The 24099-nt window shown below is 72.5% G+C and carries 24 protein-coding genes; 14 read left to right on the top strand and 10 right to left on the bottom strand.

The genetic code is table 11. From position 1 onward, the window contains the following. Positions 1 to 107: 107 nt before the first annotated feature. Positions 108 to 452: a DUF2516 family protein gene (locus ACFWRV_RS17240; RefSeq protein WP_384334998.1), complete on the top strand. Its 345-nt coding sequence runs from the start codon at positions 108 to 110 to the stop codon at positions 450 to 452. Here the strand turns inward: ACFWRV_RS17240 and ACFWRV_RS17235 are convergent. From ACFWRV_RS17235 to ACFWRV_RS17225, 3 genes are all read right to left on the bottom strand, one after another. Beyond that, positions 434 to 1783, bottom strand: coding sequence for a PP2C family protein-serine/threonine phosphatase (locus ACFWRV_RS17235; protein ID WP_384334995.1), 1350 nt, complete (start codon positions 1781 to 1783; stop codon positions 434 to 436). The genes ACFWRV_RS17240 and ACFWRV_RS17235 overlap by 19 nt on opposite strands. 401 nt (positions 1784 to 2184) lie before the next feature. Continuing rightward, positions 2185 to 3273: an NlpC/P60 family protein gene (locus ACFWRV_RS17230; RefSeq protein WP_384334992.1), complete on the bottom strand. Its 1089-nt coding sequence runs from the start codon at positions 3271 to 3273 to the stop codon at positions 2185 to 2187. Between the two features lie 293 nt (positions 3274 to 3566). Further along, entirely contained in the window at positions 3567 to 4352 is a 786-nt protein-coding gene (locus ACFWRV_RS17225; RefSeq protein WP_384334989.1) for a class I SAM-dependent methyltransferase, read from the bottom strand. Positions 4353 to 4554: 202 nt separating this feature from the next. Between ACFWRV_RS17225 and mshA the strand changes: the two genes are divergently transcribed. Continuing rightward, positions 4555 to 5907 carry a D-inositol-3-phosphate glycosyltransferase gene (mshA, locus tag ACFWRV_RS17220; RefSeq protein ID WP_384334986.1) on the top strand — a complete coding sequence of 451 codons (1353 nt, stop codon included), beginning with the start codon at positions 4555 to 4557 and terminating at the stop codon, positions 5905 to 5907. An 80-nt stretch (positions 5908 to 5987) separates the two neighbouring features. Next, complete coding sequence (locus ACFWRV_RS17215) at positions 5988 to 6500, top strand: YbjN domain-containing protein (protein WP_384334983.1); 513 nt, start codon at positions 5988 to 5990, stop codon at positions 6498 to 6500. On the opposite strand, the gene ACFWRV_RS17210 is transcribed toward ACFWRV_RS17215, so the two are convergent. After that, positions 6466 to 7542: a phosphotransferase family protein gene (locus tag ACFWRV_RS17210; protein ID WP_384334980.1), complete on the bottom strand. Its 1077-nt coding sequence runs from the start codon at positions 7540 to 7542 to the stop codon at positions 6466 to 6468. The genes ACFWRV_RS17215 and ACFWRV_RS17210 overlap by 35 nt on opposite strands. A gap of 238 nt (positions 7543 to 7780) precedes the next feature. On the opposite strand from ACFWRV_RS17210, the gene ACFWRV_RS17205 reads away from it, so the two are divergent. Continuing rightward, entirely contained in the window at positions 7781 to 8581 is an 801-nt protein-coding gene (locus ACFWRV_RS17205; RefSeq protein WP_384334977.1) for a hypothetical protein, read from the top strand. Positions 8582 to 8611: 30 nt separating this feature from the next. Here the strand turns inward: ACFWRV_RS17205 and ACFWRV_RS17200 are convergent, their stop codons facing one another. The 3 genes from ACFWRV_RS17200 to ACFWRV_RS17190 form a co-directional block, all read right to left on the bottom strand. Next, complete coding sequence (locus ACFWRV_RS17200; RefSeq protein WP_050356808.1) at positions 8612 to 8854, bottom strand: hypothetical protein; 243 nt, start codon at positions 8852 to 8854, stop codon at positions 8612 to 8614. Continuing rightward, complete coding sequence (locus tag ACFWRV_RS17195) at positions 8851 to 9099, bottom strand: hypothetical protein (protein WP_384334974.1); 249 nt, start codon at positions 9097 to 9099, stop codon at positions 8851 to 8853. The genes ACFWRV_RS17200 and ACFWRV_RS17195 overlap by 4 nt, the downstream gene beginning before the upstream one ends. A gap of 145 nt (positions 9100 to 9244) precedes the next feature. Beyond that, on the bottom strand, positions 9245 to 9631 hold the full coding sequence (locus ACFWRV_RS17190) for a hypothetical protein (RefSeq protein WP_384334971.1): 387 nt from the start codon (positions 9629 to 9631) through the stop codon (positions 9245 to 9247). A 97-nt stretch (positions 9632 to 9728) separates the two neighbouring features. On the opposite strand from ACFWRV_RS17190, the gene ACFWRV_RS17185 reads away from it, so the two are divergent. Then, positions 9729 to 10472, top strand: coding sequence for a class I SAM-dependent DNA methyltransferase (locus tag ACFWRV_RS17185; RefSeq protein WP_384334968.1), 744 nt, complete (start codon positions 9729 to 9731; stop codon positions 10470 to 10472). 69 nt (positions 10473 to 10541) lie between these two features. Here ACFWRV_RS17185 and ACFWRV_RS17180 read toward each other — a convergent pair whose 3' ends face one another. Then, on the bottom strand, positions 10542 to 11303 hold the full coding sequence (locus ACFWRV_RS17180; protein WP_050356805.1) for a phosphoglyceromutase: 762 nt from the start codon (positions 11301 to 11303) through the stop codon (positions 10542 to 10544). A gap of 216 nt (positions 11304 to 11519) precedes the next feature. Here ACFWRV_RS17180 and ACFWRV_RS17175 point away from each other — a divergent pair, with 216 nt between their 5' ends. Further along, entirely contained in the window at positions 11520 to 12866 is a 1347-nt protein-coding gene (locus ACFWRV_RS17175; RefSeq protein WP_384334964.1) for an MDR family MFS transporter, read from the top strand. 477 nt (positions 12867 to 13343) lie between these two features. Here ACFWRV_RS17175 and phoU read toward each other — a convergent pair whose 3' ends face one another. Further along, a complete protein-coding gene (phoU, locus tag ACFWRV_RS17170) occupies positions 13344 to 14021 on the bottom strand; it encodes a phosphate signaling complex protein PhoU (protein WP_384334961.1) in 678 nt (225 codons plus the stop codon). A 198-nt stretch (positions 14022 to 14219) separates the two neighbouring features. Between phoU and ACFWRV_RS17165 the strand changes: the two genes are divergently transcribed. Next, positions 14220 to 15482, top strand: a complete 1263-nt coding sequence (locus ACFWRV_RS17165; RefSeq protein ID WP_384334958.1) for a sensor histidine kinase — start codon at positions 14220 to 14222, stop codon at positions 15480 to 15482. Next, positions 15479 to 16159, top strand: a complete 681-nt coding sequence (locus ACFWRV_RS17160; protein WP_003968183.1) for a response regulator transcription factor — start codon at positions 15479 to 15481, stop codon at positions 16157 to 16159. Before ACFWRV_RS17165 ends, ACFWRV_RS17160 begins: the two co-directional genes overlap by 4 nt. 116 nt (positions 16160 to 16275) lie before the next feature. On the opposite strand, the gene ACFWRV_RS17155 is transcribed toward ACFWRV_RS17160, so the two are convergent. Beyond that, positions 16276 to 16995: a DUF461 domain-containing protein gene (locus ACFWRV_RS17155; protein ID WP_384334955.1), complete on the bottom strand. Its 720-nt coding sequence runs from the start codon at positions 16993 to 16995 to the stop codon at positions 16276 to 16278. 656 nt (positions 16996 to 17651) lie between these two features. On the opposite strand from ACFWRV_RS17155, the gene ACFWRV_RS17150 reads away from it, so the two are divergent. The 6 genes from ACFWRV_RS17150 to ACFWRV_RS17125 all read left to right on the top strand — a co-directional run bounded on the left by ACFWRV_RS17150 (position 17652) and on the right by ACFWRV_RS17125 (position 23857). Continuing rightward, the gene (locus ACFWRV_RS17150) at positions 17652 to 18134 is read left to right on the top strand and encodes a CarD family transcriptional regulator (RefSeq protein ID WP_003953493.1); all 483 of its coding nucleotides are present in this window, start codon (positions 17652 to 17654) and stop codon (positions 18132 to 18134) included. Positions 18135 to 18548: 414 nt separating this feature from the next. Continuing rightward, entirely contained in the window at positions 18549 to 19316 is a 768-nt protein-coding gene (gene ispD, locus ACFWRV_RS17145; RefSeq protein ID WP_384334952.1) for a 2-C-methyl-D-erythritol 4-phosphate cytidylyltransferase, read from the top strand. Continuing rightward, positions 19306 to 19821 carry a 2-C-methyl-D-erythritol 2,4-cyclodiphosphate synthase gene (gene ispF / locus ACFWRV_RS17140; RefSeq protein WP_384334949.1) on the top strand — a complete coding sequence of 172 codons (516 nt, stop codon included), beginning with the start codon at positions 19306 to 19308 and terminating at the stop codon, positions 19819 to 19821. Before ispD ends, ispF begins: the two co-directional genes overlap by 11 nt. Before the next feature lie 134 nt (positions 19822 to 19955). Continuing rightward, positions 19956 to 20567 (top strand): GNAT family N-acetyltransferase, encoded by a 612-nt coding sequence (locus ACFWRV_RS17135; RefSeq protein ID WP_384335118.1) that lies wholly within the window; start codon positions 19956 to 19958, stop codon positions 20565 to 20567. Between the two features lie 31 nt (positions 20568 to 20598). Beyond that, on the top strand, positions 20599 to 22122 hold the full coding sequence (locus ACFWRV_RS17130; RefSeq protein ID WP_384334946.1) for an ABC transporter substrate-binding protein: 1524 nt from the start codon (positions 20599 to 20601) through the stop codon (positions 22120 to 22122). A 4-nt stretch (positions 22123 to 22126) separates the two neighbouring features. Beyond that, positions 22127 to 23857, top strand: a complete 1731-nt coding sequence (locus ACFWRV_RS17125) for an ABC transporter permease subunit (protein ID WP_384334943.1) — start codon at positions 22127 to 22129, stop codon at positions 23855 to 23857. Positions 23858 to 24099: the final 242 nt, after the last annotated feature.

Genomic DNA, 24099 nt, shown 5'->3' with positions numbered 1-24099 from the left:
TGACCGGGGCGCGGGGCGGGCACCTTTAGGGGTGGCCGGCTCGTTGTCCCGGTACCTTGGCCTTCACGGCCGCAGGGCGCTCATCCACTCATTAGGCGGTACACACCATGTTGCTCTCAGCATTCGGCTCACTCCTCCAGCTGCTCTATCTGGCGATGCTGGTGCTGGCCGTGGTCGCGTTCGTCTTCGCGGCGACCGCCCGGGAGGACGCCTACCGTGCCGCCGACAAGAAGAAGAAGTCCTTCTGGCTGATCATCCTCGGCGTCGCCGTCGCGGTGAACCTGCTCATCCCGATGCTCTTCCTGCAGCTCGCGGGGGTGATCGCGTCGATCGTGTTCATGGTCGACGTGCGTCCCGCGCTCAAGGAGGTCTCGGGCGGCAGCGGTGGCGGCGGCCGCAAGGGCGGCTCCAGCAGTGACGGACCGTACGGTCCCTACAACGGCGGGCGCTGAGCCCTCGCCGCCCTCGCGGGCGGCGACGACGGCCGGTCGACGGACGCGGGGTGGGAGCGCGGTGCGCTGCCGCCCCATCGTCGTATCCGCTCCGGATCGCGGCCCAGCAGCAGGACCGCCACATCGTCGGTCAGCTCGCCGCCGTTCAGCTCCCGCACCTCGGCGACCGCCGTCTCCAGCAGTTCGTCGCCCGTCAGGCCCTCCGCCAGCCGGCCGTTGATCATCGAGACCATGCCGTCCTGGCCGAGCCGCTCGCTTCCGCCGGTCCCCACGCGCCCCTCGATGAGCCCGTCGGTGTACATCATCAGGCTCCAGGCGGCGCCCAGCTCGACCTGGCGGCGCGGCCACCGGGCCCGCGGCAGCAGCCCCAGCGCCGGTCCGCCGTCCTCGTACGGGAGAAGCCGCGCCGGCCGTTCGTGGCGGGCGAGCAGCGGCGCGGGATGTCCGGCCAGGCAGAGTCCGGCCCGTCGCCCGTCGGGCGCGATGTCGACCGTGCAGAGCGTCGCGAAGATCTCCTCGCTCTGCCGCTCGTGCTCCAGCACCTGCTGGAGCGTGGAGAGCAGCTCGTCCCCGCACAGCCCGGCCAGGGTCAGCGCCCGCCAGGCGATCCGCAGCTCGACGCCGAGCGCCGCCTCGTCCGGGCCGTGGCCGCAGACATCGCCGATCATCGCGTGCACCGTGCCGTCCGGGGTGCGGACGACGTCGTAGAAGTCGCCGCCGAGGAGGGCGCGGCTGCGGCCGGGGCGGTAGCGGGCGGCGAAGCTCAGTCCGGAGCCCTCCAGCAGCGGGGTGGGGAGCAGGCCGCGTTCCAGGCGGGCGTTCTCCTGGGCGCGCAGCCGGGACTCGGTCAGCTGGTGCTGCGCGATGTCGGCGCGCTTGCGCTCCACGGCGTACCGGATGGCGCGGCTCAGGACGCGGGCGTCCAGCTCGCCCCGGAAGAGGTAGTCCTGCGCCCCGACGCGTACCGCCTCGGCCGCCAGAGCGGTGTCGTCCTCGGCGGTCAGCGCGAGGACCGCGTGCAGCGGGGCGATGCGGAGTACGTGGGTGAGGGCCGCCAGCTCGTCGGCCCGCTCGGAGGCGGGTTCACCGGAGCCCGCGACCGGCAGCGCCAGGTCCAGCAGGATGCAGTCCACGTCGTCGGTGAGCAGCCGCGCCGCCTCGGTGAGGTTACGGGCGGTACGGATACGGACCCGGGTCCCGGCCGCGGCCGAGAGCTCGGGGACGGTGATGGTGGTGCCCGCCGGGTCGTCCTCGATCACCAGCAGGGTGAGGTCGCCGTGCGAGGTCTCCGCAGCGGGAACGGAGCGCTGCTGCGGTACGGGTACGGGCATCGGTTCAGGTTTCCTTCCCTCCCCCCGAGGGCGCGGCGGGTCGACGATCGACGATCCGCCAGTCGGGGACGATAGCGGTCCGCGGTGGGGGAACGGAATGGCACGCGGGGACCGGCCCCTGTCATATGCGCCGTCATAAGCCGCGTCCCGCCACGGATCCGGCGCGATGGACCGCCGTACCGGGGCGCAAGCGCCCATGACAAACATCACGCGCCCACCGACGGCGGCGTGGCCCCGCTCACAGGGCCCGATCGCGGGGCCTCACAGGGGCGATCACGGGGCGCCTCCACAGGCTCGATCACGGGCCTCGCAGGTCCGATCACGGGCCCGCTGCGGTCCGATCGCGGCCCCCGGCGGGGCCCGATCGCGTCGAGCGGATCGCTCCCGCTCCCGCGGCGTCGCTACTTGTCCGGGCGGACCACGCCGAGGATCTCCATCGAGCCCGCGCCCGCCAGCGTGACGTCGCGGCCGGGGCGCGGGGCGTGGACGATCGCGCCGTCGCCGACGTACATCCCGACATGGCTGGCGTCGGCGTGGTAGATGATCAGGTCACCGGGGCGCATGTCCTGGATGTCGATACGCGGCAGCAGCCGCCACTGCTCCTGCGAGGTGCGCGGGATCGGGCGCTTCGCCGCCAGCCACGCCTGCGAGGTCAGCCCCGAGCAGTCGTACGAACCAGGGCCCTCGGCTCCCCAGACGTACGGCTTGCCTATCTGCGCCGTCGCGAAGGCCACCGCCGCCGCTCCGCCCGCGCTCGCCTCGCCGCTGACGTCCTTGACGGCACCGGAGGAGAGCCAGGCGGTCTGCGCCTTGTCCGCGGCGTCCTGCTCCAGCCGGCGGAGCCGGTCGCGCTCCTTGCCCTCCAGCTGCGATTCGAGCTTCTCCGCCGCCTTGATCTGGGCGTTGATCTTCTTCTTGGCCTTGGCCTGCTCGACCCGGTTCGTCTCCAGCTTCTCCCAGTTGGCGCTGGCGTCCTGGGTGTACGTCTCCAGGTCCTGCTGCGTCTGGTTCAGCTCGGTCAGGAGCGACTTGGAGGCCTGCTGGCTCTGGTGGACCTTGTTGATCCCGTCCAGGAACAGCTTCGGGTCATTGCTCAGGGCCAGCTGCGCGCCGGGCGGCAGGCCGCCGTTGCGGTACTGCTCACGGGCCTGGGCGCCGGCCCGGTCCTTCAGCGCGGCGATGCGCGCCTGGCCGTCGACGATCGCCTTGGCGAGCTTCACGATCTCGCCGGACTGCTTCTTCGTCTGCTCCTCGGCGAGGTTGTACGCGTCCGTCGCCGCGCCCGCCTTCCGGTACAGCGTGTCGATCTTCTCGCGGACCTTTTCGAGGTCCGCGTTGGAGTAGCGCTGCGGCGAGTCGGCGGGGGAGGAGGACGACGGGGAGGGCGAGGGGTCCGGGACCGGGGCGGCCGTGGCCTGGCCCGTGGACGTCAGCAGGGCCAGTGCACAGATCAGCGTGATGGCGGCAGTGGCGCAGTGCCGTCGGTTCACGAGCTCCCCCTCCGGGCGCGTATCTGACGTACCGTCAGTAACTTCTGGGCAACGTCGCGATCGTGCCACGCCGACCCCCAAAGCAACAGAGGCAGACGGCACCTGACGCGTCACATACCGCCCGCGCGGGGGCGCTTCGACAGGAAGCCCCCCGGTGCGCGCGATGTCTCGATCCGCGTCATCCCCGCATCCCACTCACTGGGACGAATGATGCCCCCGTGACGTTCCCGGACGGCCCCGCATGTTCCCGGATGTTCACGGAGCGGGCGATCTCTGCCCTTCCGGGCCACGGTTCAGGGGCTGTTCGGCCGCAGGGCGTCCCACGCCACGGTGACCTCGCCCTGCCGCCACCGCCGTACCCCGTCCGTCACCGGCCAAGCGGCGGCCAGCGCCCGCACCGCCGCGATCCAGCGCTGCCGCGCGCCGAGCGAGGCGTACGGGGAGGCCGCCGCCCACGCCCGGTCGAAGTCCCGCAGGAACGCGTGGACCGGCTCGCCCGGCACATTGCGGTGGATCAGCGCCTTCGGCAGCCGTTCCGCGAGGTCCGAGGGGCGCTCCAGCGAGCCGAGCCGGGTCGCGAAGGTGACCGTGCGCGGCCCCTCGGGACCCAGGGCCACCCAGACGTGCCGGCGGCCGATCTCGTCGCAGGTCCCCTCCACCAGGAGCCCGTCCGGGGCGAGGCGGGAGCACAGCCGCGCCCAGACCTCGGCGACCCGGTCCTCGTTGTACTGGCGCAGCACGTTCGCCGCCCGGATGAGCGTGGGCCGCACCGCGAGCGGCACCTCGAAGCCGCCGTGCACGAAGGTGAGCCCCTCGCGCTCGTACGGCTTCGCCGCCGCGACGCGCTCCGGGTCGATCTCGACGCCCGCCACGGCGGTGCGCGGCTCGGCGGTACGCAGCCGGGCCAGCAGCTCGACGGCGGTCCAGGGGGCCGCCCCGTACCCGAGATCGACGGCCACGGGCGTCCCGGCGCGGCGCAGGGCGGGCCCGTGCGCGTCGGCGATCCAGCGGTCCATGCGGCGCAGCCGGTTCGGGTTGGTGGTCCCGCGGGTGGCGGTGCCGATGGGGCGCTGGCGCATGGGTCGAGCGTAGGCGACGCGGTGAGGGGTGCCCGGTCCCCCTCGGTCCGACCCGGCCGGGTGGGCGCGCCGTACGACGCGCCGAGGGCCGCGTAATGATTTGGCAAAGCGGAAATGAAAGACCGCGTTCCACTGTTTCGACCTTCGGAGGGACCCCACGCCCTCCCCCCGCAGCATGCCCCTATCGAGGAGGACCGACGAGGTGAGCCAGTACGTCTCCCGGCTCGGCTCCACCCGGACGGCCGCGCGCCTCAGGTTCCCCGGAGGCTTCTCCGGAGCCTCCCGCAAGCCGCGCCGCATCGCGATGCTCTCCGTGCACACGTCCCCGCTCCACCAGCCCGGCACGGGCGACGCGGGCGGGATGAACGTCTACATCGTCGAGCTGGCCAAGCGCCTCGCCGCGATCAACATCGAGGTCGAGATCTTCACCCGGGCCACCACCGGCTCCCTGGCCCCCGCGGTCGAGCTGGCCCCCGGCGTCCTGGTCCGGCACGTCGACGCCGGGCCGTACGAAGGTCTCGCCAAGGAGGACCTGCCCGCCCAGCTCTGCGCCTTCACGCACGGCGTGATGCAGGCCTGGGCCGGTCAGCGCCCCGGCTACTACGACCTCGTGCACTCCCACTACTGGCTCTCCGGTCAGGTCGGCTGGCTGGCCGCCCAGCGCTGGGGCGTCCCGCTCGTGCACGCCATGCACACCATGGCCAAGGTCAAGAACGCCTCGCTCGCCGAGGGCGACACCCCCGAGCCGGCCGCCCGGGTCATCGGCGAGACCCAGATCGTGAACGCCTCCGACCGGCTGATCGCCAACACCGCCGAGGAGGCCGACGAGCTCGTCCGCTTCTACGACGCCGACCCCGCGGCGGTCGCCGTCGTGCACCCCGGCGTCAACCTGGACCGCTTCCGTCCGGCCGACGGCCGTGCCGCCGCGCGGGCCCGGCTCGGCCTGCCGCAGGACGCGCTGATCCCGCTCTTCGCGGGCCGCATCCAGCCGCTGAAGGCGCCCGACGTGCTGCTGCGCGCGGTGGCGGCGCTGCTGGACCGGGACCCGTCCCTGCGCTCCCGGATCGTCGTGCCGGTCGTCGGCGGCCCGAGCGGCAGCGGCCTCGCGAAGCCCGAGGGGCTCCAGAAGCTGGCCGCGCGGCTCGGCATCGCCGACGTCGTACGGTTCTGTCCGCCGGTGGGCCAGGACCGGCTGGCGGACTGGTTCCGGGCCGCCTCGGTGCTGGTCATGCCGTCGTACAGCGAGTCCTTCGGCCTGGTCGCGATCGAGGCCCAGGCGACCGGTACGCCGGTGGTCGCGGCGGCCGTGGGCGGGCTGCCGGTGGCGGTACGCGACGAGGTCAGCGGCTTTCTGATACCCGGGCACGAGCCGGAGGTGTACGCCCGCGCGCTCGGGCGGTTCGCGGACACGCCGGGGCTGGTCGAACGGATGGGGGCGGCCGCCGCGGCGCACGCCCAGTCCTTCGGCTGGGACACGGCCGCCTCGGCGACCGCCGACGTGTACACGGCCGCGCTCTGCGACCACCGCCGCCGGGCCGTGACGCACCACGGCTGACCGCTTCGGGACACCGGGGTGCGTCACGGCCCGGGCAGGCCCCTCCTGCCGTCCGCCCCGGGCTGTCGTACGCTCGCTGTATGGCTGACGCACCCGACGAGACAGCAGCGGCCCAGGTCATCGAGGCGACGCTGAATGATGCCGGGCTCGCCTGGGAGAGCCCGGAGCGCGGCAATTACGTCGTGACGCTGCCGGGCACCCGCAAGCTGTCGACGACCTGTTCCCTGATCGTCGGCAAGCACTCCCTCTCCCTCAACGCGTTCGTCGTCCGGCACCCCGACGAGAACGACGCCGAGGTGCACCGCTGGCTGCTGGAGCGCAACCTCCGCCTGTTCGGGGTGAGTTACGCGATCGATTCGCTCGGCGACGTCTATCTGGTCGGCAAGCTCCCCCTCGCGGTGGTCACCGCCGAGGAGCTGGACCGGCTGTTCGGCGTGGTGCTCGAAGCGGCCGACGGGGCCTTCAACACCCTCCTGGAGCTCGGATTCGCGAGCTCGATCCGCAAGGAGTACGCGTGGCGGGTGTCGCGCGGCGAGTCCACCCGGAATCTGGACGCGTTCAGCCACCTGACCAAGCGCCCGGCCGAGGACTGACCCCGGCCGCGCCCGAGGCGTCGACGGCCCTTCCCGCGTCGATCGCCTCGACGAGGTGCGGCGCGACCAACTCCCGGGTCTCGTCCGCTGCTTCGGGGTCGAGGCCCCGGGGGACGGTCTCGACGAGCATGATGAGACAGAGATAGGCGCGATACAGGGCATAGCGGGTCCGCAGAGAGTCCGTGAACTCCACTTCTCCGCCGCTGGATTGCGCGTACCCGTCGAGGAAGTCGCGGTCCCGCTCGATGTCCCCGAAGAGCGCGAGCGAGACGAAGTCGGCCACCGGGTCGCCCCAGAACATCCGCTCCCCGTCGATGATCCCGCCGATCGTGCGCGCGCCGGGCTCCCCGGTGACCAGCAGGTTTCCCGGCCACAGGTCGAAGTGCACGAGGGCGGGCCGGGCGACCTCGTCAAGGAGGTGGGCCGCGCCCGCGAGCACCGTACGGAGATGGCCGACGGGGTAGGGCAGCCGGGCCCGGTAGGTCTCGGCGTCGGCGTTCACGGCCTCGGTCATCGCCGTGAACGCGGTACGCCATGTGGGGGCGAGCGGCCCGAACGGCTCGGCGGGGTAGCCGAATCCGGACCCGGGGCCGCAGGGCCCGGCGACGGTGTGCAACCGGCCGACCAGCTGCCCCAGTTCGCGCCGCAGCCGGGCCTCGTCGCCGCCGCCCGTACGGCCCTCCGTCGTGCTCACCTCGTGCCAGGGGCGGCCGGGGCGGGCGGTCATGACCAGGTACGCGCCGGTCGGCGAGGACGGGTCCGGCTCGCCGCGGACGACGCGAGGGATCGTGGGGCTGCCGGTCCGCGCGGCCGCGGTGTAGAAGGCGACCTCGTTGACGAGAAGGTCGCGTTCATAACGCAGGGCGGCGCTGTGCGGCGGGGGCGTCTTGACCACCCAGTCGCGGCCGTCGGTGAGCGTGACGCGGGTGACGGTGTTGTAGGTGCCACCGGTGAGGGTGGCACGCGAGGCGATGTCGCGTTCGCGGACCCCGAGGGCGGCGAGCACGCGGGCGAGAGGGGCGGCGGGGGCCTGGTCGGACACGGTGGATGACGTCCTTTCGGCTGCGGCGGTGGTCTTGCCCCGGAGGGTTGTACGACGGTTCCCCACAGTGCGTTCACAGGATGATCACAGCAGAATCACGATCACCGGAGGGGTCGCCGGACCGGTCATCGAGCACAGGTTCGATCGTAAAGTGTGCTCACTGCGACGGCCCGTCCCAGACGGCGTCCAAATGCCGACGGGGAAGGGACGGTTGCTCCTCGAACCGGAGAGAAGAACCATGCGCGCCACTGCCGTACGACGTACCGCCCTCGCCGCCTCAGCGGCCGCCCTCGCCCTGCTGGCCACCGCCTGCGGCGGCTCGTCGGACGCCGACGCCAAGGACGGCAAGGACGCCGCGAACGGGAGCAGCTCGGCCCCGGAGACCCCGGCCAAGGCGCTCACCGCCGCCGAGCTGGAGAAGGCCACCCTCGCCCAGGGCGACGTGAAGGGCACCAAGGTCACCAAGGCCGGCCCGGCCGACGAGGTTCCGGCGGACGGCGTCAAGGTCGACAAGGCGGCCTGCCTGCCGATCGCCCACGCCATGTCCGGCGTGCCGCAGAAGGGGGCGGTGGCCACCACGAAGCGCAAGGTGGTCGAGGAGCCGAAGAAGACCGACGACAAGTCGCTGGAGGACTTGGCGGAGGGGGAGGCCGACGACCTGTTCAAGGACGCGTTCAACCTGACGTCCACGTTCGTCGCCCTCAGCTCGTACGAGGGGACGGCAGGTCCGGACGCGTTCGCCACGCTGAAGAAGGCCGCGGCGGACTGCGCGGGCGGCTTCACCGCCACGGTCAGCGGGACGCCGACGAAGGTCGCCTCGATCACCGAGGAGAAGGTCACCGGCGGCGACGAGGCCGCGGCCTGGACGGTCACCTCCGAGGACGACGGCGACGCCACCCCGCTCAAGCTGGTGGTGCTCCGCAAGGAAGGCACCATGGCGACGTTCTTCGCCTTCAACCTGGCGGCGGCCGGCGGCGGCGACGTGAAGTTCGAGGTGCCGACGGAGGTCGTGGCGGCACAGGACAAGAAGCTCGCCTGACGTACGGCGGGGTGCCTCTGCCGTGGTGGATCAGGGCAGGGGCACGAGCCGGACGACGGTGACGGTCAGGACGGACCGGGAGACGTAGTAGAGGACGATGGCCCCGGCGACGGTCGCCTCACGCCGGTCCCGTTCGCTCTTGACGGCGGAGGAGGCGTGGCCGTACGGCTCCTCGCCGAGGGTGCGGGCCATCTCGTCCCGGAAGGACTCGCCGCCGCGCATCTTGGCCAGGGTGTCGTCGGCGGGCGGTGCGTAGGAGATGCGGAAGCTCAAGCGACGCTCCGCCTCTCGGCCTCGTCCTGCGCCAGCCGGTCCAGGATCTTCTCGGCCTCGGGATCGGGGACGGCCTCCAGCATCCAGTGCCGCATGACGGCCTGGATCTCGTGCACCCCGGCCTCGTTGATCGCGAGGTCGAACTCCTCGCGTCTCTCGTCGGGCAGCGCCGCCCGGATGTCCGGGATGCTGTTGGGCACCTCGACCTCGGTACCGCCGACGAAGGTCTTCAGAGACTCACCCATGATCGCGCTCCTCGATCTCCTTGCCCTGGAAGCAGACGGACGGCATGGGCCCACCGTAGTGCGTACGAGGGGTATTTCGGCCTGACCGACCGAGCACGGATCGGCCACGGATCAGGAGCGACACGACCGTCCCCGGCCGAGCCGCTCAGCGCGGACCGAGCTTCTCCGCGACCCGCTCGCGCAGGAGCGCGTACTCCTCCTGGAGCCGCGGCAACTCGCCGGGCGGCCGGACGACGACGTCACCGCCGACGACGATCTCCTCGGGACCGAACTGCTCCCGGGTCAGGTCGATTTCCACCCCCAGCCCCAGGCGGTTCCACCAGTGGAAGTCGGTGCGCACCCCCTCCACATGGACCTCTCCCCGGATCAGCTCGCCGCCCAGCAGGTCGTTGAGCACCATGGCGGTCACCCCGCACTGGTCCCGCGCCGGATTGTCCGGAGTCCAGCGGTCCCGGTACTCCGAGGTGCAGGTCTCGGCGCTCCAACTGCCGCGCAGAGCCTGTTCGATGTCGGTGAGGAGGTAGATCGTCATGAGGGCCATCGTGGCAGCAGGCACTGACAGCGCCGGGCCGTCCTCAGGGGCTAATTGCGTCGACAGGCCCCCCGGGCGCCCGGCAGAGTGGTCGCCCGTGACGAGCAGCGAACTGTGGAGCCGAGCGACCGCCGACCGCTACGACGCCGAGGAGGCCGAGAACTCCTCGCCCGCCGTCCTCGAACCGACCCTCGACTTCCTCGCCGAACTCGCCGGAAACGGCCGGGCCCTGGAGTTCGCCATCGGAACCGGACGCGTGGGCGTGCCGCTCCGGGAGCGCGGCGTGCCGGTGGCGGGCATCGAACTGTCCGAGCCCATGGCGGAGGTGCTGCGCCGCAAGGTCGACGAGGACACCCTCCCGGTGACCATCGGGGACATGGCCACCACCGTCGTCCCCGGCGAGTTCACCCTGGTCTACCTCGTCTACAACACCATCTCGAACCTGCTCACCCAGGACGAACAGGTCGAGTGCTTCCGCAACGCGGCCCGCCACCTGGCGCCCGGCGGACGGTTCGTCATCGAACTGGGAGTGCCACCGCTGCGGTTCCTGCCGCCCGGCCAGGTCGCGGTCCCGTTCGACGTCTCCGAACGGCATCTGGGCTTCGACACCTTCGACCTGGTCGAACAGATCCTCGTCTCGCACCACTTCACCCGCGACGGCGAGGACGGCCGCTACCGCCGCGCCAACTCCCGCCACCGGTACGCCTGGCCGGCGGAACTGGACCTGATGGCCCGGATCGCGGGCCTGGAGCCGGAACGCCGGGTCGCGGACTGGGACGGGTCGCCGTTCACCGATGATTCCGGCAAGCACATCTCGGTGTGGCGCAAGCCGGCGGCCTGAGCGGGCCCAGGCCGTGAAAATGCCCCCGATCCGCGCCGTGAGCGCAGGCCGGGGGCATGATCGGAGAAGCTACTTCTTCTTGCCCTGGTTCTTCACGGCCTCGATGGCCGCCTTCGCCGCGTCCGGGTCGAGGTACGTGCCGCCCGGCTTCAGCGGCTTGAAGTCGGCGTCCAGCTCGTAGGAGAGCGGGATGCCGGTCGGGATGTTGAGGCCCGAGATCTCCTCGTCCGAGATGCCGTCCAGGTGCTTCACCAGACCGCGGAGGCTGTTGCCGTGGGCGGCGACCAGGACCGTACGGCCCGTGAGGAGGTCCGGGACGATGCTGTCGAACCAGTACGGCAGCATGCGGACGACGACGTCCTTCAGGCACTCCGTGTCCGGGCGCAGCTCCGGGGGGAGGGTCGCGTAGCGCGGGTCGTCGAACTGGCTGTACTCGGCGTCGCGGGCCAGCGGCGGCGGCGGGGTGTCGTACGAGCGGCGCCACAGCATGAACTGCTCCTCGCCGAACTCGGCGAGCGTCTGCGCCTTGTCCTTGCCCTGGAGTGCGCCGTAGTGGCGCTCGTTCAGGCGCCAGGAGCGGCGGACCGGGATCCAGAGGCGGTCGGCGGACTCCAGGGCCAGCTGCGCGGTGCGGATCGCGCGGCGCTGGAGGGAGGTGTGCAGGACGTCGGGGAGCAGACCGGCGTCCTTGAGCAGCTCACCGCCGCGGACTGCTTCCTTCTCGCCCTTTTCGGTGAGGTTGACGTCCACCCAACCGGTGAACAGGTTCTTCGCGTTCCATTCGCTCTCGCCGTGGCGGAGGAGGATCAGCTTGTACGGTGCGTCGGCCATGGGACCGAGCGTAATCGAACCCGCGCGACCCCCGCGCGCCCGCCCGCAACGCGGACAGTGCCGGGCCGGCGGGCGCCCGGCCTGCGGACGATTGACGGGGGGCGTCAATCCAGTGGCGGGCGGGGAGCCGGGCTTCGTAATGTCTCGAACGGTGTCGGGGGTGTTACCCGAGACCCGCTTCCGCATCCGTCGTCACGTCCCGTGGGGGGAATCCTTATGTCCGTCGCCGGTCTGCGCACAGCCGCCCGCGAGACCGTCTCCGGGATGCCCCGCGAGTTCTGGTGGCTGTGGACCAGCACCCTGGTCAACCGCCTCGGCGCGTTCGTCGCGACCTTCATGGCCCTCTACCTGACCCTGGACCGGGGCTACTCGGCCTCGTACGCCGGGCTCGTCGCCGCCCTCCACGGGCTCGGCGGCGTCATCTCCTCGCTCGGCGCGGGTGTGATGACGGACCGCCTCGGGCGGCGGCCCACCATGCTGATCGCCCAGTCGTCCACCGCCGTGTCGGTGGCGGTGCTCGGGTTCATGCAACACCCGTTCGCCATCGCCACCGTGGCGTTCTTCGTCGGCATGGCGAGCAACGCGTCCCGCCCCGCCGTCCAGGCGATGATGGCGGACATCGTGCCCCCGAAGGACCGGGTCCGGGCTTTCTCGCTCAACTACTGGGCCATCAACCTCGGCTTCGCGATCTCCTCCGCCGGGGCCGGTTTCATCGCCGAGTACAGCTACCTCGCCGGCTTCATCGGCGAGGCCCTGATGACGCTCGTGTGCGCTGTCCTCGTCTTCCTGAAGGTGCCGGAGTCACGGCCCGAGGAAGCGGTCGTGAAGACCGTGGGCGGCAAGCGGACCAAGGACGAGGTGCGGCTGACCACCGTCCTGCGCGACGGGCGCTTCATGGGGGTCGTGGGGCTGTCGTTCCTGGTGTCGCTGATCTTCCAGCAGGGCTACGTGGGGCTGCCGGTGGCGATGGGCACGGACGGGCTGTCCAGCTCCGACTTCGGTACCGCCATCGCCGTCAACGGAGTGCTGATCGTGGTCCTCCAGATCCCCGTCACCCGCTTCATCCAGGACCGCGACCCGCGCCGGCTGCTGATCATCTCCTCGCTGCTCGCCGGGTACGGCTTCGGGCTCACCGCCTTCGCCGGATCGGTCGCGGCGTACGCCCTCACCGTGTGCGTCTGGACGCTGGCCGAGATCGTGAACGCGCCCACCCAGACGGGGATCGTCGTGCAGCTGTCGCCCTCCCGGGGCCGGGGGCGCTACCAGGGCATGTACACGATGTCCTGGTCGGTGGCAGCGCTCGTCGCGCCGCTGATGTCCGGCTTCGTGATCGACCACTACGGAGCCGCCTGGCTCTGGGCCGCCTGCGCCGTGATCGGCACCGTCGCCGGGCTCGGCTACTGGCTGCTGATGCGGAACCTGCCGCGCGCGGAGCAGGCCGGGGCGGACGTGCTGCCCGAGCCCGCGCCCGTACCGGCCGAGGCCCGCCCGGACCAGGCCGAGCCGGCCGCCGCACCCGCGGCGGCGGTCGAGGCCGCACCCGCGGCGGAGCGGGCCCGCTGAACCGGCCCACGACACTCGTACGGCCGCGGCGCCCGTCCGGATCCCTCCGGGCGGGCGCCGGCCGTCGCGTACGCGGCGCGGTTCAGCCGGAGCAGCCGCCGCACTGGCACGGAGCACCGGACTGGCAGCCGCATCCGCAGCCCGACCCGCATCCGCACGCGCCGAGCACGGCTCGGTGCACGACTCCGGTCGGGGTCTCCCGCTGGGGTTCGGTCGTGGGGGAATCGGCCATGGTCCCTCCTCAGGGCATACGGCAGGGCGGCGGACGCCGGTGCGCCGCCGCCGGGGACGTACGGCATGACCCGCTGCGTACGGTCACGGCGCCGCCCCCGCCCCATTGCATGCCCATCCCGGCGGGCGCATCAACGGCGCACGCGCGCAGGAACAGATGTGCGACTCACGTACGCCGGTGATGCGCCGGTACGACGTGGAGGCGCGGGGAACAGCCCTGCGCGCCGCGCCCTGCCGGATCGGCCCTTACGCGCCCTCGACCGGGGACGCCGCCTGGATCTCGTCCGCGTGCTCGCCCGTCACCAGGTAGACCACGCGCTTGGCGACCGACACCGCGTGGTCGGCGAAGCGCTCGTAGTAGCGGCCCAGCAGCGTCACGTCGACGGCCGTCTCGATGCCGTGCTGCCAGCGGTCGTCCATCAGGTGCTGGAACAGCGTGCGGTGCAGCAGGTCCATCTCGTCGTCGTCCTGCTCCAGCTGGAGCGCCAGATCGACGTCCTTGGTGATGATGACCTCGGCCGCCTTGGCCATCAGGCGCTGGGCGAGCTGGCCCATCTCCAGAATGGTGGCGTGCAGGTCGTGCGGGACCGCCGACTGCGGGAAGCGCAGCCGGGCCAGCTTCGCCACGTGCTGGGCGAGGTCGCCCGAGCGCTCCAGGTCGGCGCTCATCCGCAGCGAGGTCACCACGATGCGCAGGTCGGTCGCCACCGGCTGCTGGCGGGCCAGGAGCGCGATGGCGCGGGCCTCCAGGTCGTGCTGGAGCTCGTCGACCTTCTGGTCGCCGGCGATCACGTTCTCCGCCAGCGTCAGGTCGGCGTCGAGCATGGACGTGGTCGCCCGGCCGATCGCCGAGCCGACCAGCCGGGCCATCTCGACCAGGCCCTCTCCGATCGAATCGAGTTCCTCGTGGTAAGCGTCGCGCATGGAAGTCCCTCTCCAGTTTCAAACTGAGGCCGGGGTCTCGGACCGACCCCCACGGTTACACGGTGGGGCCGTAACGCGTCCGGATCCGGCCCCCTAAGTGAACCGGCCCCTACCCCTCGGTGAACTCTGGGCGACGAGTGTTCGAGAAGGCACTCGGACGGCTGGGAGGGAGTCGGCGCACCCGCATAACCTTGAAGCATGGACGTGAACGCGGCGGTCGCCGCAGCTGCGGCGATAGCCGGTCTCCTGACCGGCGTGATCGCCATGCTGGCGTTCCGCTGGAGCGAGCGCGACCTGAAAAGCCCCACGCGTACGTCGCTCCGGCCGGACAACAACGCCGCTCTCCCCAACGGAGTGGACACCGTCCTCTCCGTTCTCAGCTCCTCCGCCGTCGTCCTCGACGAGAGCGACAGCGTGGTCAAGGCCAGCTCGGCGGCGTACGCCCTGGGCCTGGTGCGGGGCGGCCGGCTGGCCGTCGAGCCGATGCTCAACATGGCCAGGGACACCCGGCGGGACGGCGAGATACGGCAGGGCGAGCTGGACCTGCCCCGGCGCGGTACGGGCCGGGGCGACACTCTCGCGGTCTCCGCCCGGGTCGCCCCGCTGGGCTCCCGGCTGGTGCTGCTGCTGGTCGAGGACCTCACCGAGGCCCGCCGGATAGAGGCGGTACGGCGCGACTTCGTCGCCAACGTCAGCCATGAGCTCAAGACGCCGACCGGAGCGCTCTCGCTGCTCTCCGAGGCGGTCATGGACGCCTCCGACGACCCGGAGGCGGTGGAGCGGTTCGCCGGACGGATGCAGATCGAGGCGACCCGGCTGACCAACCTGGTCCAGGAGCTCATCGACCTCTCCCGGGTGCAGAACGACGACCCGCTGGAGGACGCCGAGCCGGTCAAGGTGGAGACGCTGGTCGCCGAGGCGATCGACCGCTGCCGCCAGCAGGCCGGCTCGAAGCAGATCACCATGGCCTCCGCGGGAGCCGAGGGCCTCACGGTCTGGGGCAACCGCGGCCAGCTCGTCGGCGCCCTGGGCAACCTCGTCGAGAACGCCGTCAACTACAGCCCCGCCCACACCCGCGTCGGCATCGCCGCACGCCGCCTCGCCTCGCCGGGCGGGGACCTCATCGAGATAGCCGTCACCGACCAGGGGATCGGCATCTCCGAGAAGGACCGCGAACGGGTCTTCGAGCGCTTCTACCGCGTCGACCCGGCCCGCTCACGGGCCACCGGTGGCACCGGTCTCGGCCTCGCCATCGTCAAACACGTGGCCGCCTCGCACGGCGGGGAGGTCACCGTCTGGAGCTCCGAGGGCCAGGGCTCCACCTTCACCCTCCGACTGCCCGAAACGGGTGTCACGAGGGAGCGCACCACCGGCGGACCGCTTATCGTCAACGGCGACGACGAGGGGCCGTACGAGACCGACACCTTTGACCCCATCCCTGCCCCGGAGGCTCTTCCGTGACCCGAGTGCTTGTCGTCGAGGATGAGGAATCCTTCAGCGACGCCCTGTCCTACATGCTGCGCAAGGAAGGCTTCGAGGTCGCCATCGCGGCCACCGGCCCCGACGGTCTTGACGAGTTCGAGCGCAACGGCGCCGACCTGGTCCTCCTCGACCTGATGCTGCCCGGCCTGCCCGGCACCGAGGTGTGCCGCCAGCTCCGCAGCCGCTCCAACGTTCCGGTGATCATGGTCACCGCCAAGGACAGCGAGATCGACAAGGTCGTCGGGCTGGAAATAGGAGCCGACGACTACGTCACCAAGCCGTTCTCCTCCCGCGAGCTCGTCGCCCGCATCCGCGCCGTCCTGCGCCGCCGCGGCGAGCCGGAGGAGGTCACCCCGGCCGCCCTGGAGGCGGGCCCGGTCCGGATGGACGTCGACCGGCACGTGGTCACCGTCTCCGGCGGCAAGGTCGACCTCCCGCTCAAGGAGTTCGACCTCCTGGAGATGCTCCTGCGCAACGCGGGCCGCGTGCTGACCCGGATGCAGCTCATCGACCGGGTCTGGGGCGCGGACTACGTCGGCGACACCAAGACCCTCGACGTCCACGTCAAGCGCCTGCGCGCCAAGATCGAGCCCGACCCGGGCGCTCCGCGCTACCTCGTCACCGTGCGGGGCCTGGGGTACAAGTTCGAGCCGTAAACCGCGAGCCACGCGGGCGGTGTACGCCGAAGGGGCGCTTCCCGGCCGGGAAGCGCCCCTTCGGCGTATGCGGTGCGTGCTGGTGTGCGCCTGCGTGACGGGGCCGGAGCGCCGCGTCAGTTCGCCGCGGGCACCGAGGCGGCGTCGCCCGCGCCCGTACCGGCGTCGCCCTGCGCGCCCGTCTCGCCCTGGGCGCCCTCGGTGGCGGCGCCGTCCGCCGGCGTGCCGGGCGTCCCGCCCTCGGCCGCGCCAGGGTTCTCCGCGTCGCCGGTCGCGCTGCCGGACGGCGTCGAGGTGGGCTTCGGGACGGGCGCCTCGGCCTGCGGGCTGGGGCCGAAGTCCTTGAAGAAGCCCTCGGCCGGGTAGACGCTCGCGCCGAGGCCGACGTCGCCGGTCAGGCTGAGCTTGAAGACGACCTGCTGGACATCGCCGTTGCGCGCGGCCTCGCCGCTGTTCTCGATCACGGCGGCGGCGTTGCCCTTGCCGCCGATGATGACCCGGCCCCCGGCCGGGACGACGATGGGACCCTTGCCGCCGGCCGCCTGGAGCTTCACCTCGACGTTGCTGCCGGGCAGCGTGATCGCCTCCAGCACCTCGCGCTCGGTGCCGTCGTTGAACAACGTCGCGGCCACGACGGCGGGGCCGTCCGCGCCGCCCTCGGGCAGCGTGATCACGTTCGCGTTCTGGACCTTGATGTTGCCCACCGTGGTGGCCGGGTTGTCCGGCCTGACCTTGAGTGTCTCGGCGTTGTTGCCCGCCGCACAGGCGGACAGGGAGACGATCGAGAACAGGGTGGCGGTGGCGGCGAGAGCGCCGTGTCGAAGGCTGCGGCTCACGGCGGCGGCAACTCCTTGAACGATCGGACTGCGGGCTTCGGGACGTCGAACGTCGAGCGGTGGTGTAAAGCCGCCCTAAGGGTGTGTCAGCGGCCTTAGGCTACCGAGCCGCCGCGCCCGCCCTGCACCCGACCCGCCTCTAGGCGGAGTCTGGTCGATCAGGGGCGGGCCGGCGCCCCCTCCAGCAGTGTTCTACCGGTCGGTAGGTCATGTGCCGTTCACATAATCCGCTTGATCAATTCTTCCGGACGCCCTGCTGCCCCTTCCCTTTCTCCGCTTCGCGCCCTTCTTCGCCTTCGTGTTCGCGGGGCGGAAAGTGGCGTCCCGTGTGTGGCTTGATCAATTTCATTGCGCCCGGACAGTTACGTCCGTACGGGTGAGCGATCACCGAACGGAGTAGGGAATGATCGCCATCTCGAAACCGACAAAACGGGACTTTCGCCCTCTTCTGTGGGGCTTCCGGGCTGTGCGACGTGGGTGTTTCGCTCATGGCGCACAGTGGCTCCGACCTGCGAATACCGTCTTCCGGAAGCCTTCCGCAGCACGTTCGTGTTGCTGTTGTCAAGCCCCGAGATATGCCCTGACCTGCGAAAACGCCATTCAGGAGACGCGATTCTCGTGTTACTCTGGATAGCCACGGAAGGGGTACCTGTCACATGACGTTCAAGGTTGGCGACACCGTGGTCTATCCCCATCACGGGGCCGCGCTGATCGAGGCTATCGAAACTCGCCAGATCAAAGGCGTGGACAAGACCTACTTGGTGCTCAAGGTCGCCCAGGGCGACTTGACGGTTCGTGTGCCGGCGGACAATGCGGAGTTCGTGGGCGTGCGCGACGTGGTCGGGCAGGACGGGCTGGACCGGGTCTTCGAGGTGCTGCGTGCACCGTATGCCGAAGAGCCGACGAACTGGTCCCGGCGTTACAAGGCAAATCTCGAAAAGCTCGCCTCCGGCGATGTCATCAAGGTCGCGGAAGTCGTCCGTGACCTGTGGCGTCGGGAGCGCGAGCGCGGTCTCTCCGCCGGGGAGAAGCGCATGCTCGCCAAGGCGCGCCAGATCCTGGTGAGCGAGCTCGCCCTCGCGGAGAACACGAACGAGGACAAGGCCGAGGCTCTGCTCGACGAGGTCCTCGCGTCCTGAAACCGGATCACACCGGTCGTATGAATGTGCCGCGGTGCCCGCTGACCAGTCGTTTTCACGCTGTGTCGTCGGGCGCTGCGGCATGTTCGGACCCGAATCCGGTGCCGGCCGAATCCCGTGGCCGACCGAATCCGGGGCCCGACCGCCGGTCATGTGCCCGGCTGCCGGTTGTGCCCGTGCTGTGATCCCCACGCCCGCGGTGTGCTCCCGCGTGCGGAAGGCCGCCGGCCAAGGCGGCCTCCGGGTGCTGCGTGGCCGTCCGCCACGACCTGCGCTCGGCCGGGCGGGTCACGGAAGGGGCCCGGCGCGAGTCAGGGCGTCGCGCCCGGCTCGCTGGGCCCCTACCCATGTCGGTCGTGGAAACAAACCTGCCGAACCTTCGGACCTTCCCCTCGGACCTTCGGAGTGCAATCGATGTCATCGACGCCACCCCCGACCGACCGGCCGCGCCCTCCCCGTACCGCCGCGGTGATCCCCGCGGCCGGGCGGGGCGTACGGCTCGGGCCGGGCGCGCCCAAGGCCCTCCGGGTGCTCGGCGGGACGCCCATGCTGATCCACGCCGTCCGCGCCATGGCCGCGTCCCGAGCCGTCTCCCTCGTCGTGGTCGTCGCCCCGCCGGACGGCGCGCCCGAGGTGAAGCACCTCCTCGACGCGCACGCGCTGCCCGAGCGCACCGACTACCTGGTCGTGCCGGGCGGTGAGACCCGCCAGGAGTCCGTACGCCTGGGCCTCGACGCGCTGCCCGAGGACATCGCCGTCGTCCTCGTCCATGACGCCGCCCGCCCGCTGGTGCCGGTCGACACGGTCGACGCGGTCGCCGCCGCCGTACGGGACGGAGCGCCCGCCGTCGTCCCCGCGCTGCCCCTCGCCGACACCGTCAAGGAGGTCGAGCCCGCCGGAACGCCCGGTGAGCCGGAGCCGGTGCTCGCCACGCCCGTACGGGCCAGGCTGCGCGCGGTGCAGACACCGCAGGGCTTCGACCGGGACACGCTGGTGCGCGCGCACGCCGAGGTCGCGGTCGACGGCGAGGGCGCCACGGACGACGCGGGCATGGTGGAACGGCTCGGCGCGCCGGTCGTCGTCGTCCCCGGCCACGAGGAGGCGTTCAAGGTGACCCGGCCGCTCGACCTGGTGCTGGCCGAAGCGGTACTCGCCCGCAGGAGGGCCCACGATGGTTTCTGAGAACCCCGGAACGGGAGCCCCCGCCCCCGTCATCCCGCTCGTCGGGATCGGCACCGACATCCACGCCTTCGAGGAGGGCCGCGAGCTGTGGTGCGCGGGCCTGAGGTGGGAGGGCGAGGGGCCCGGCCTCGCCGGCCACTCGGACGCCGACGTCGTCGCGCACGCCGCCTGCAACGCGCTCTTCTCCGCCGCTGGCCTCGGCGACCTCGGGCAGCACTTCGGCACCGGCCGCCCCGAGTGGTCCGGAGCCGCGGGCATCACCCTGCTCACCGAAGCCGCCCGGATCGTCCGCGCCGGGGGCTTCGAGATCGGGAACGTCGCCGTCCAGGTCGTGGGCCTCCGCCCGAAGATCGGCAAGCGGCGCGAGGAGGCGCAGAAGGTGCTGTCCGCCGCGGTGGGCGCCCCGGTCTCGCTCTCCGCCGCCACCTCCGACGGGCTCGGCTTCACCGGCCGTGGCGAGGGCATCGCCGGTATCGCGACCGCCCTGGTCTACCGGACCGGCTGACCGACCCGGGCTCAGGCCCCACCCGCCGGCCTGCGCCGCCGCGCCTGCTGCACATCGCTTGCACGTACGCTGAAGGTGCAAGCGATGTGCTCCATGAGGCAGGAGTGGTACCGGTGACCAGCGCGACCACGGTGATGACGGGGGCGGTGGCCGGCCGGACCGGCGCCGACAGCGGTCACGGGGACGCCGGGTACGTCCTGCGCACCGCCACCGCCGACGACCTCGGCGGGGCGCGGGCCGTGATGCTCGACACCGTCTACCGCGACCTGAAGTCCGGCTACGTACCCCGCTGGCACGCCGACATCATCGACCCCGAGTCCGCCTATCTGCGCCCGGAGCGCTGCACCCTGCTCGTGGTGGAGCACGGCGGCGAGATCGTCGCCACCGGGGCCGTACGCGACCGTGGGCCGCAGGCGCCGCCCAACCCGCGGTGGGTCGCCGACCGCTTCCCCTCCGGGTCCACCGCGCAGCTCTGCCGGATCTATGTGCGCCCCGAGCACCGCAGGCACGGACTCGCCCGGCAACTGGTCCGGGAGCTGAGGGAGTTCGCCGCGCGGGCGGGCGGCTACACGGCCCTGTACCTGCACACCGACCCCGCCGTCCCGGGCGCCGAGCCCTTCTGGCGTTCGCTGGCCCACGAGGTGTGCGACGAGCGGACGCTGCCCGGGGGCGGGCAGGGGATCGTCCACTTCGAACTGCCGATGCCGCTGCCGGACCTCGGTGCGACCACCACCCCCGCCGGTTAGATGACAATCGTTTTCACATAAGGTCGATCCCATGCTCACGCCCCGCCGCCTCCACCGCGCCGCGCTGCCGATCGCCGCGACCGCGCTCCTCGCCACCGCCGCCACCGCCTGCACCTCTTCCGGAGGATCCGGCGGCTCCGACGGGAACCAGCGGCTGAGGGCGGCCCTGGCCTTCCCACCCGCCCAGGCCATGTCCCCGTACGGCGACGACGCCGTCACCCTGAGCCGGCTCGCCGTCGTCGAGGGCCTCACCCGGCTCGACAAGAACGGCGAGGCGAAGCCCGCGCTGGCGACGGCCTGGAAGCGCGAGGGCGACCGCGCCTGGGAGTTCAGCGTTCGCGGGAACACCGTCTTCCAGGACGGCAGCAAGCTCGACGCCGCCGCCGTGGCCCGCTCGCTGACCGCCGCGCAGAAGGCCTCCCCGAAGCCCCGGGTGCTCTCCGACACCACGCTCACCGCCACGGCCGAGGGCGCCGCCACCGTACGGATCACCACGAAGGACGCCGACCCGCTGCTGCCCCAGCGGCTCGCCAACCCCTCCCTGAGCATCCTGTCCGCCGCCGCGTACGGGGACGGCGGCAAGGTGAACCCCGCCGGGCACGCCACCGGACCCTTCACCCTCGCCGAGGTCAACGGCGCGGTCAGCGCCGCCCTGGAGCGCAACGACACCTACTGGGGCTCGAAGGCCAAGGCCCCCGGCGTCGACGTGAAGTTCGTCGCCGACGGCACCGCCCGCGCCAACGCGCTGCGGACCAGGGACGTGGACATCGCGGAGTACGTCCCCATCTCGCAGGCCTCGCTGCTCGGCGACGGCCTGGTCCACGCATTCCCCTCCGCCCGCACCAACGGCCTCTCCCTCAACACCGAGCGCGGCGTCTTCGCCGACCCGGCGATGCGCGCCGCAGCCCGCGAGGCCATCGACTCCCGGGCCCTCGTCGACGGCGTCTACGAAGGCCGCGCCGACACCGCCGAGGGGCTGCTGGGCCCCGGCGTCCCCTGGGCCGCCGGCCTGCGCACCGCCCCCACCGGCCGCGCGAAGGCCGCCGCCCCCGCCGAGGTGGCGAAGACGAAGGAGATCGTGCTGGCCACCTACACCAACCGGCCCGAGCTTCCCGAGGCCGCCACCGTCGTCCAGCAGCAGCTGGAGAAGCGCGGGTTCACCGTCAAGCAGGTCGTCCGCGACTACGCGCAGATGGAGGCCGACGCGCTCGCCGGGAAGTACGACGCGTTCATCCAGGCCCGCAACACCCTCCTGGACACCGCCGACCCGGTCTCCTACCTGGCCTCCGACTTCACCTGCGACGGCAGCTTCAACATCACCCAGCTCTGCGCCGAGCCCGTCGACACCGCCGTCGACCAGGCCGCCGCCCTCGCCGGCACCGACGCCCGCCACCGGGCCGAGATGACCGCCGAGGCCGCGATCCTCGGCTCCGACGCCCTCGTCCCGCTCGTCCACGAACGCTTCGTGCAGGGCTACGACGAGACCCGCGTCCAGGGCGTCGCCCTCGACCCGATGGAGCGCACCCTCATCACCGCCGACACCCGCATCGGGTGACCGCGTGAAGTACCTCGCCGGACGGCTCGGCACCCTCCTCGCCGTCGTCGCGGTGATCGGGCTGCTGCCCTGGCTGACCCGGACCGACCCGGCCCGCACGATCCTGCACGCCCGGTACGCCGACCGTGCCCCCACCCCCGAGACCCTCGCCGCGATCCGTGCCGAGACCGGGCTCGACGGCGGGCCGCCGCACGTGCTGGGCGGCTGGCTCGGCGGACTGTTCCGGGGCGACCTGGGGGAGTCCTGGGTCTCCGGACAGCCCGTCGGCCCGGACGTCACCGCCGCCCTCGGCAACTCCCTCACCCTGATGGGCGTCTCGCTCGCCGTCGCCGTCCTGCTCGCCCTCGCCCTGAGTGCGGCCACCCTCCGGCGCGGGGCCGCGCGCCGGATCGTCCGTGTGCGCGCCGGAGTGGGCGCGGCGGTGCTCGCCGCGCTCCCGGAGTTCCTGCTCGCCGCCGTGCTGGCCACCGTGTTCGCCGTGCACCTCGGGTGGTTCCCCGCGCTGGGCTGGGGCGCCCCCGGCCAGCTCGTGCTGCCCGCGCTCGCCATGGGCGTACCGGCCGGGGCCCTGCTCGGCCGGCTCCTGGACGACGCCCTGCCCGGCGCGTTCGCCGAACCCTGGGCCCGGGCCGCCGTCGCGAGCGGCATGCCGGGCCGGACCGTCGCCCGCCACGCCCTGCGTCGTACGCTCCCGGGCCTGCTGCCCCAGCTCGGCCTGGTCGCGGTCGGGCTGACCGGCGGGGCGGTCGCCGTCGAGACGCTGTTCGCGATCCCCGGCCTCGGCGGTACGGCCCTGGCCGCCGCCCTCGCCCAGGACCTGCCCGTCCTCCAGGCCGCTGTGCTGGTGCTGCTGCTCCTCGGGGTGGCCGCGGGGCTGGCCTCCCGGCTCGCCGTCCGCGTGCTGCTCGGCCCGGCCCTCACCGACCGAGCGCTGCCCGCGCTCGTCGCGCCCCGGCTCCCCGGCCGCCGCGCGCTCACCGTCGCCGCCCTCCTCCTCGGCGGCCTGCTGGTCGCCGTCACCGTCGTGGGCCTCCTGCGCGACCCCCTCCACGTCGACACCGCCGCCCGCCTCGCGGGCCCCTCCGCCGCGCACCCCTTCGGCACCGACAACCTCGGCCGCGACGTCCTCGCCCGCCTCGGCCACGGAGCCGCCCGCACCGCCCTGGCCGCCGTCGCGGTCGGGGCCGTCACCCTGGTGCTCGGGCTGCTCCTCGGAGCGTTGCGCGCCGGGGCGCTCACCGAGACCGCGAACGCGCTCCCCGCCGTCCTCGCCGGCCTCGTCGTCGCGGGCATCGCCGGACCCGGCCCCTGGGGCGCGGCCGCCGCCGTGGCCGCCGTCGGGTGGGCCCCGCTCGCCGCCCACACCGCCGCCCTGCACGCCCAGGAGAAGGCGGCCCCGCACCTCGCCGCCGCCGTCGCCCTCGGCGCGGACCGGGCCCACCTGCTGCGCCGCCACATCCTGCCCGGGGTCCTGCCGCCGGTGGTGCGCCACGCCCTCCTCCGCGTCCCCGCCATCGCGCTGGCCCTCGCCTCCCTGGGCTTCCTCGGCCTCGGCACCCAGGCGCCCGCGCCGGAGTGGGGCCGGATGCTGTCGGAGAACATGCCGTACGCGGAACGAGCCCCCTGGGCCGTCCTCGCCCCCGCCGCAGCGCTCGCCGCCCTCGGCGCGCTGGCCGTCCTCACCTCGGCGGCGGTGCGCGGGCGCACTCCGGCGGGCCTGAAAGGCCTGAAGTGAACGGGCCCGCGCCCGAGTCGCCCGCGCCGCCCGCGCCCATGCCGACCGCACCTACGCCCGAGCCTCCCGCTCCCGTGCCGACCGCACCTACGCCCGCGTCGCCCGCGCCGACTGCGCGCACGCCCGCACCTACGCCCGCACCGCCCGCACCTACGCCCGTGCCGACCGCGCCTACGCCCGAGCCGCCCGCGCCCGTGCACACGCCCGCTCCCGCGCCCGCTCCCGCACGAAGGAGCGCCCCG

Source organism: Streptomyces sp. NPDC058576 (genome assembly GCF_042718715.1).
GTDB lineage: Bacteria > Actinomycetota > Actinomycetes > Streptomycetales > Streptomycetaceae > Streptomyces.
The sequence above is the reverse complement of the archived record's forward strand: the minus strand, read 5'-3'. Positions and strand labels throughout refer to the sequence as shown.

Bases quoted from the DNA above. Each gene is read 5' to 3' on its own strand.
- ACFWRV_RS17240 (WP_384334998.1), top strand. From the start codon at position 108: ATGTTGCTCTCAGCATTCGGCTCACTCCTCCAGCTGCTCTATCTGGCG.
- ACFWRV_RS17235 (WP_384334995.1), bottom strand. From the start codon at position 1,783: ATGCCCGTACCCGTACCGCAGCAGCGCTCCGTTCCCGCTGCGGAGACC.
- ACFWRV_RS17225 (WP_384334989.1), bottom strand. From the start codon at position 4,352: ATGCGCCAGCGCCCCATCGGCACCGCCACCCGCGGGACCACCAACCCG.
- ACFWRV_RS17215 (WP_384334983.1), top strand. From the start codon at position 5,988: ATGGCTGACGCACCCGACGAGACAGCAGCGGCCCAGGTCATCGAGGCG.
- ACFWRV_RS17205 (WP_384334977.1), top strand. From the start codon at position 7,781: ATGCGCGCCACTGCCGTACGACGTACCGCCCTCGCCGCCTCAGCGGCC.
- ACFWRV_RS17195 (WP_384334974.1), bottom strand. From the start codon at position 9,099: ATGGGTGAGTCTCTGAAGACCTTCGTCGGCGGTACCGAGGTCGAGGTG.
- ACFWRV_RS17190 (WP_384334971.1), bottom strand. From the start codon at position 9,631: ATGACGATCTACCTCCTCACCGACATCGAACAGGCTCTGCGCGGCAGT.
- ACFWRV_RS17180 (WP_050356805.1), bottom strand. From the start codon at position 11,303: ATGGCCGACGCACCGTACAAGCTGATCCTCCTCCGCCACGGCGAGAGC.
- ACFWRV_RS17175 (WP_384334964.1), top strand. From the start codon at position 11,520: ATGTCCGTCGCCGGTCTGCGCACAGCCGCCCGCGAGACCGTCTCCGGG.
- phoU (WP_384334961.1), bottom strand. From the start codon at position 14,021: ATGCGCGACGCTTACCACGAGGAACTCGATTCGATCGGAGAGGGCCTG.
- ACFWRV_RS17165 (WP_384334958.1), top strand. From the start codon at position 14,220: ATGGACGTGAACGCGGCGGTCGCCGCAGCTGCGGCGATAGCCGGTCTC.
- ACFWRV_RS17150 (WP_003953493.1), top strand. From the start codon at position 17,652: ATGACGTTCAAGGTTGGCGACACCGTGGTCTATCCCCATCACGGGGCC.
- ispD (WP_384334952.1), top strand. From the start codon at position 18,549: ATGTCATCGACGCCACCCCCGACCGACCGGCCGCGCCCTCCCCGTACC.
- ispF (WP_384334949.1), top strand. From the start codon at position 19,306: ATGGTTTCTGAGAACCCCGGAACGGGAGCCCCCGCCCCCGTCATCCCG.
- ACFWRV_RS17135 (WP_384335118.1), top strand. From the start codon at position 19,956: ATGACGGGGGCGGTGGCCGGCCGGACCGGCGCCGACAGCGGTCACGGG.
- ACFWRV_RS17130 (WP_384334946.1), top strand. From the start codon at position 20,599: ATGCTCACGCCCCGCCGCCTCCACCGCGCCGCGCTGCCGATCGCCGCG.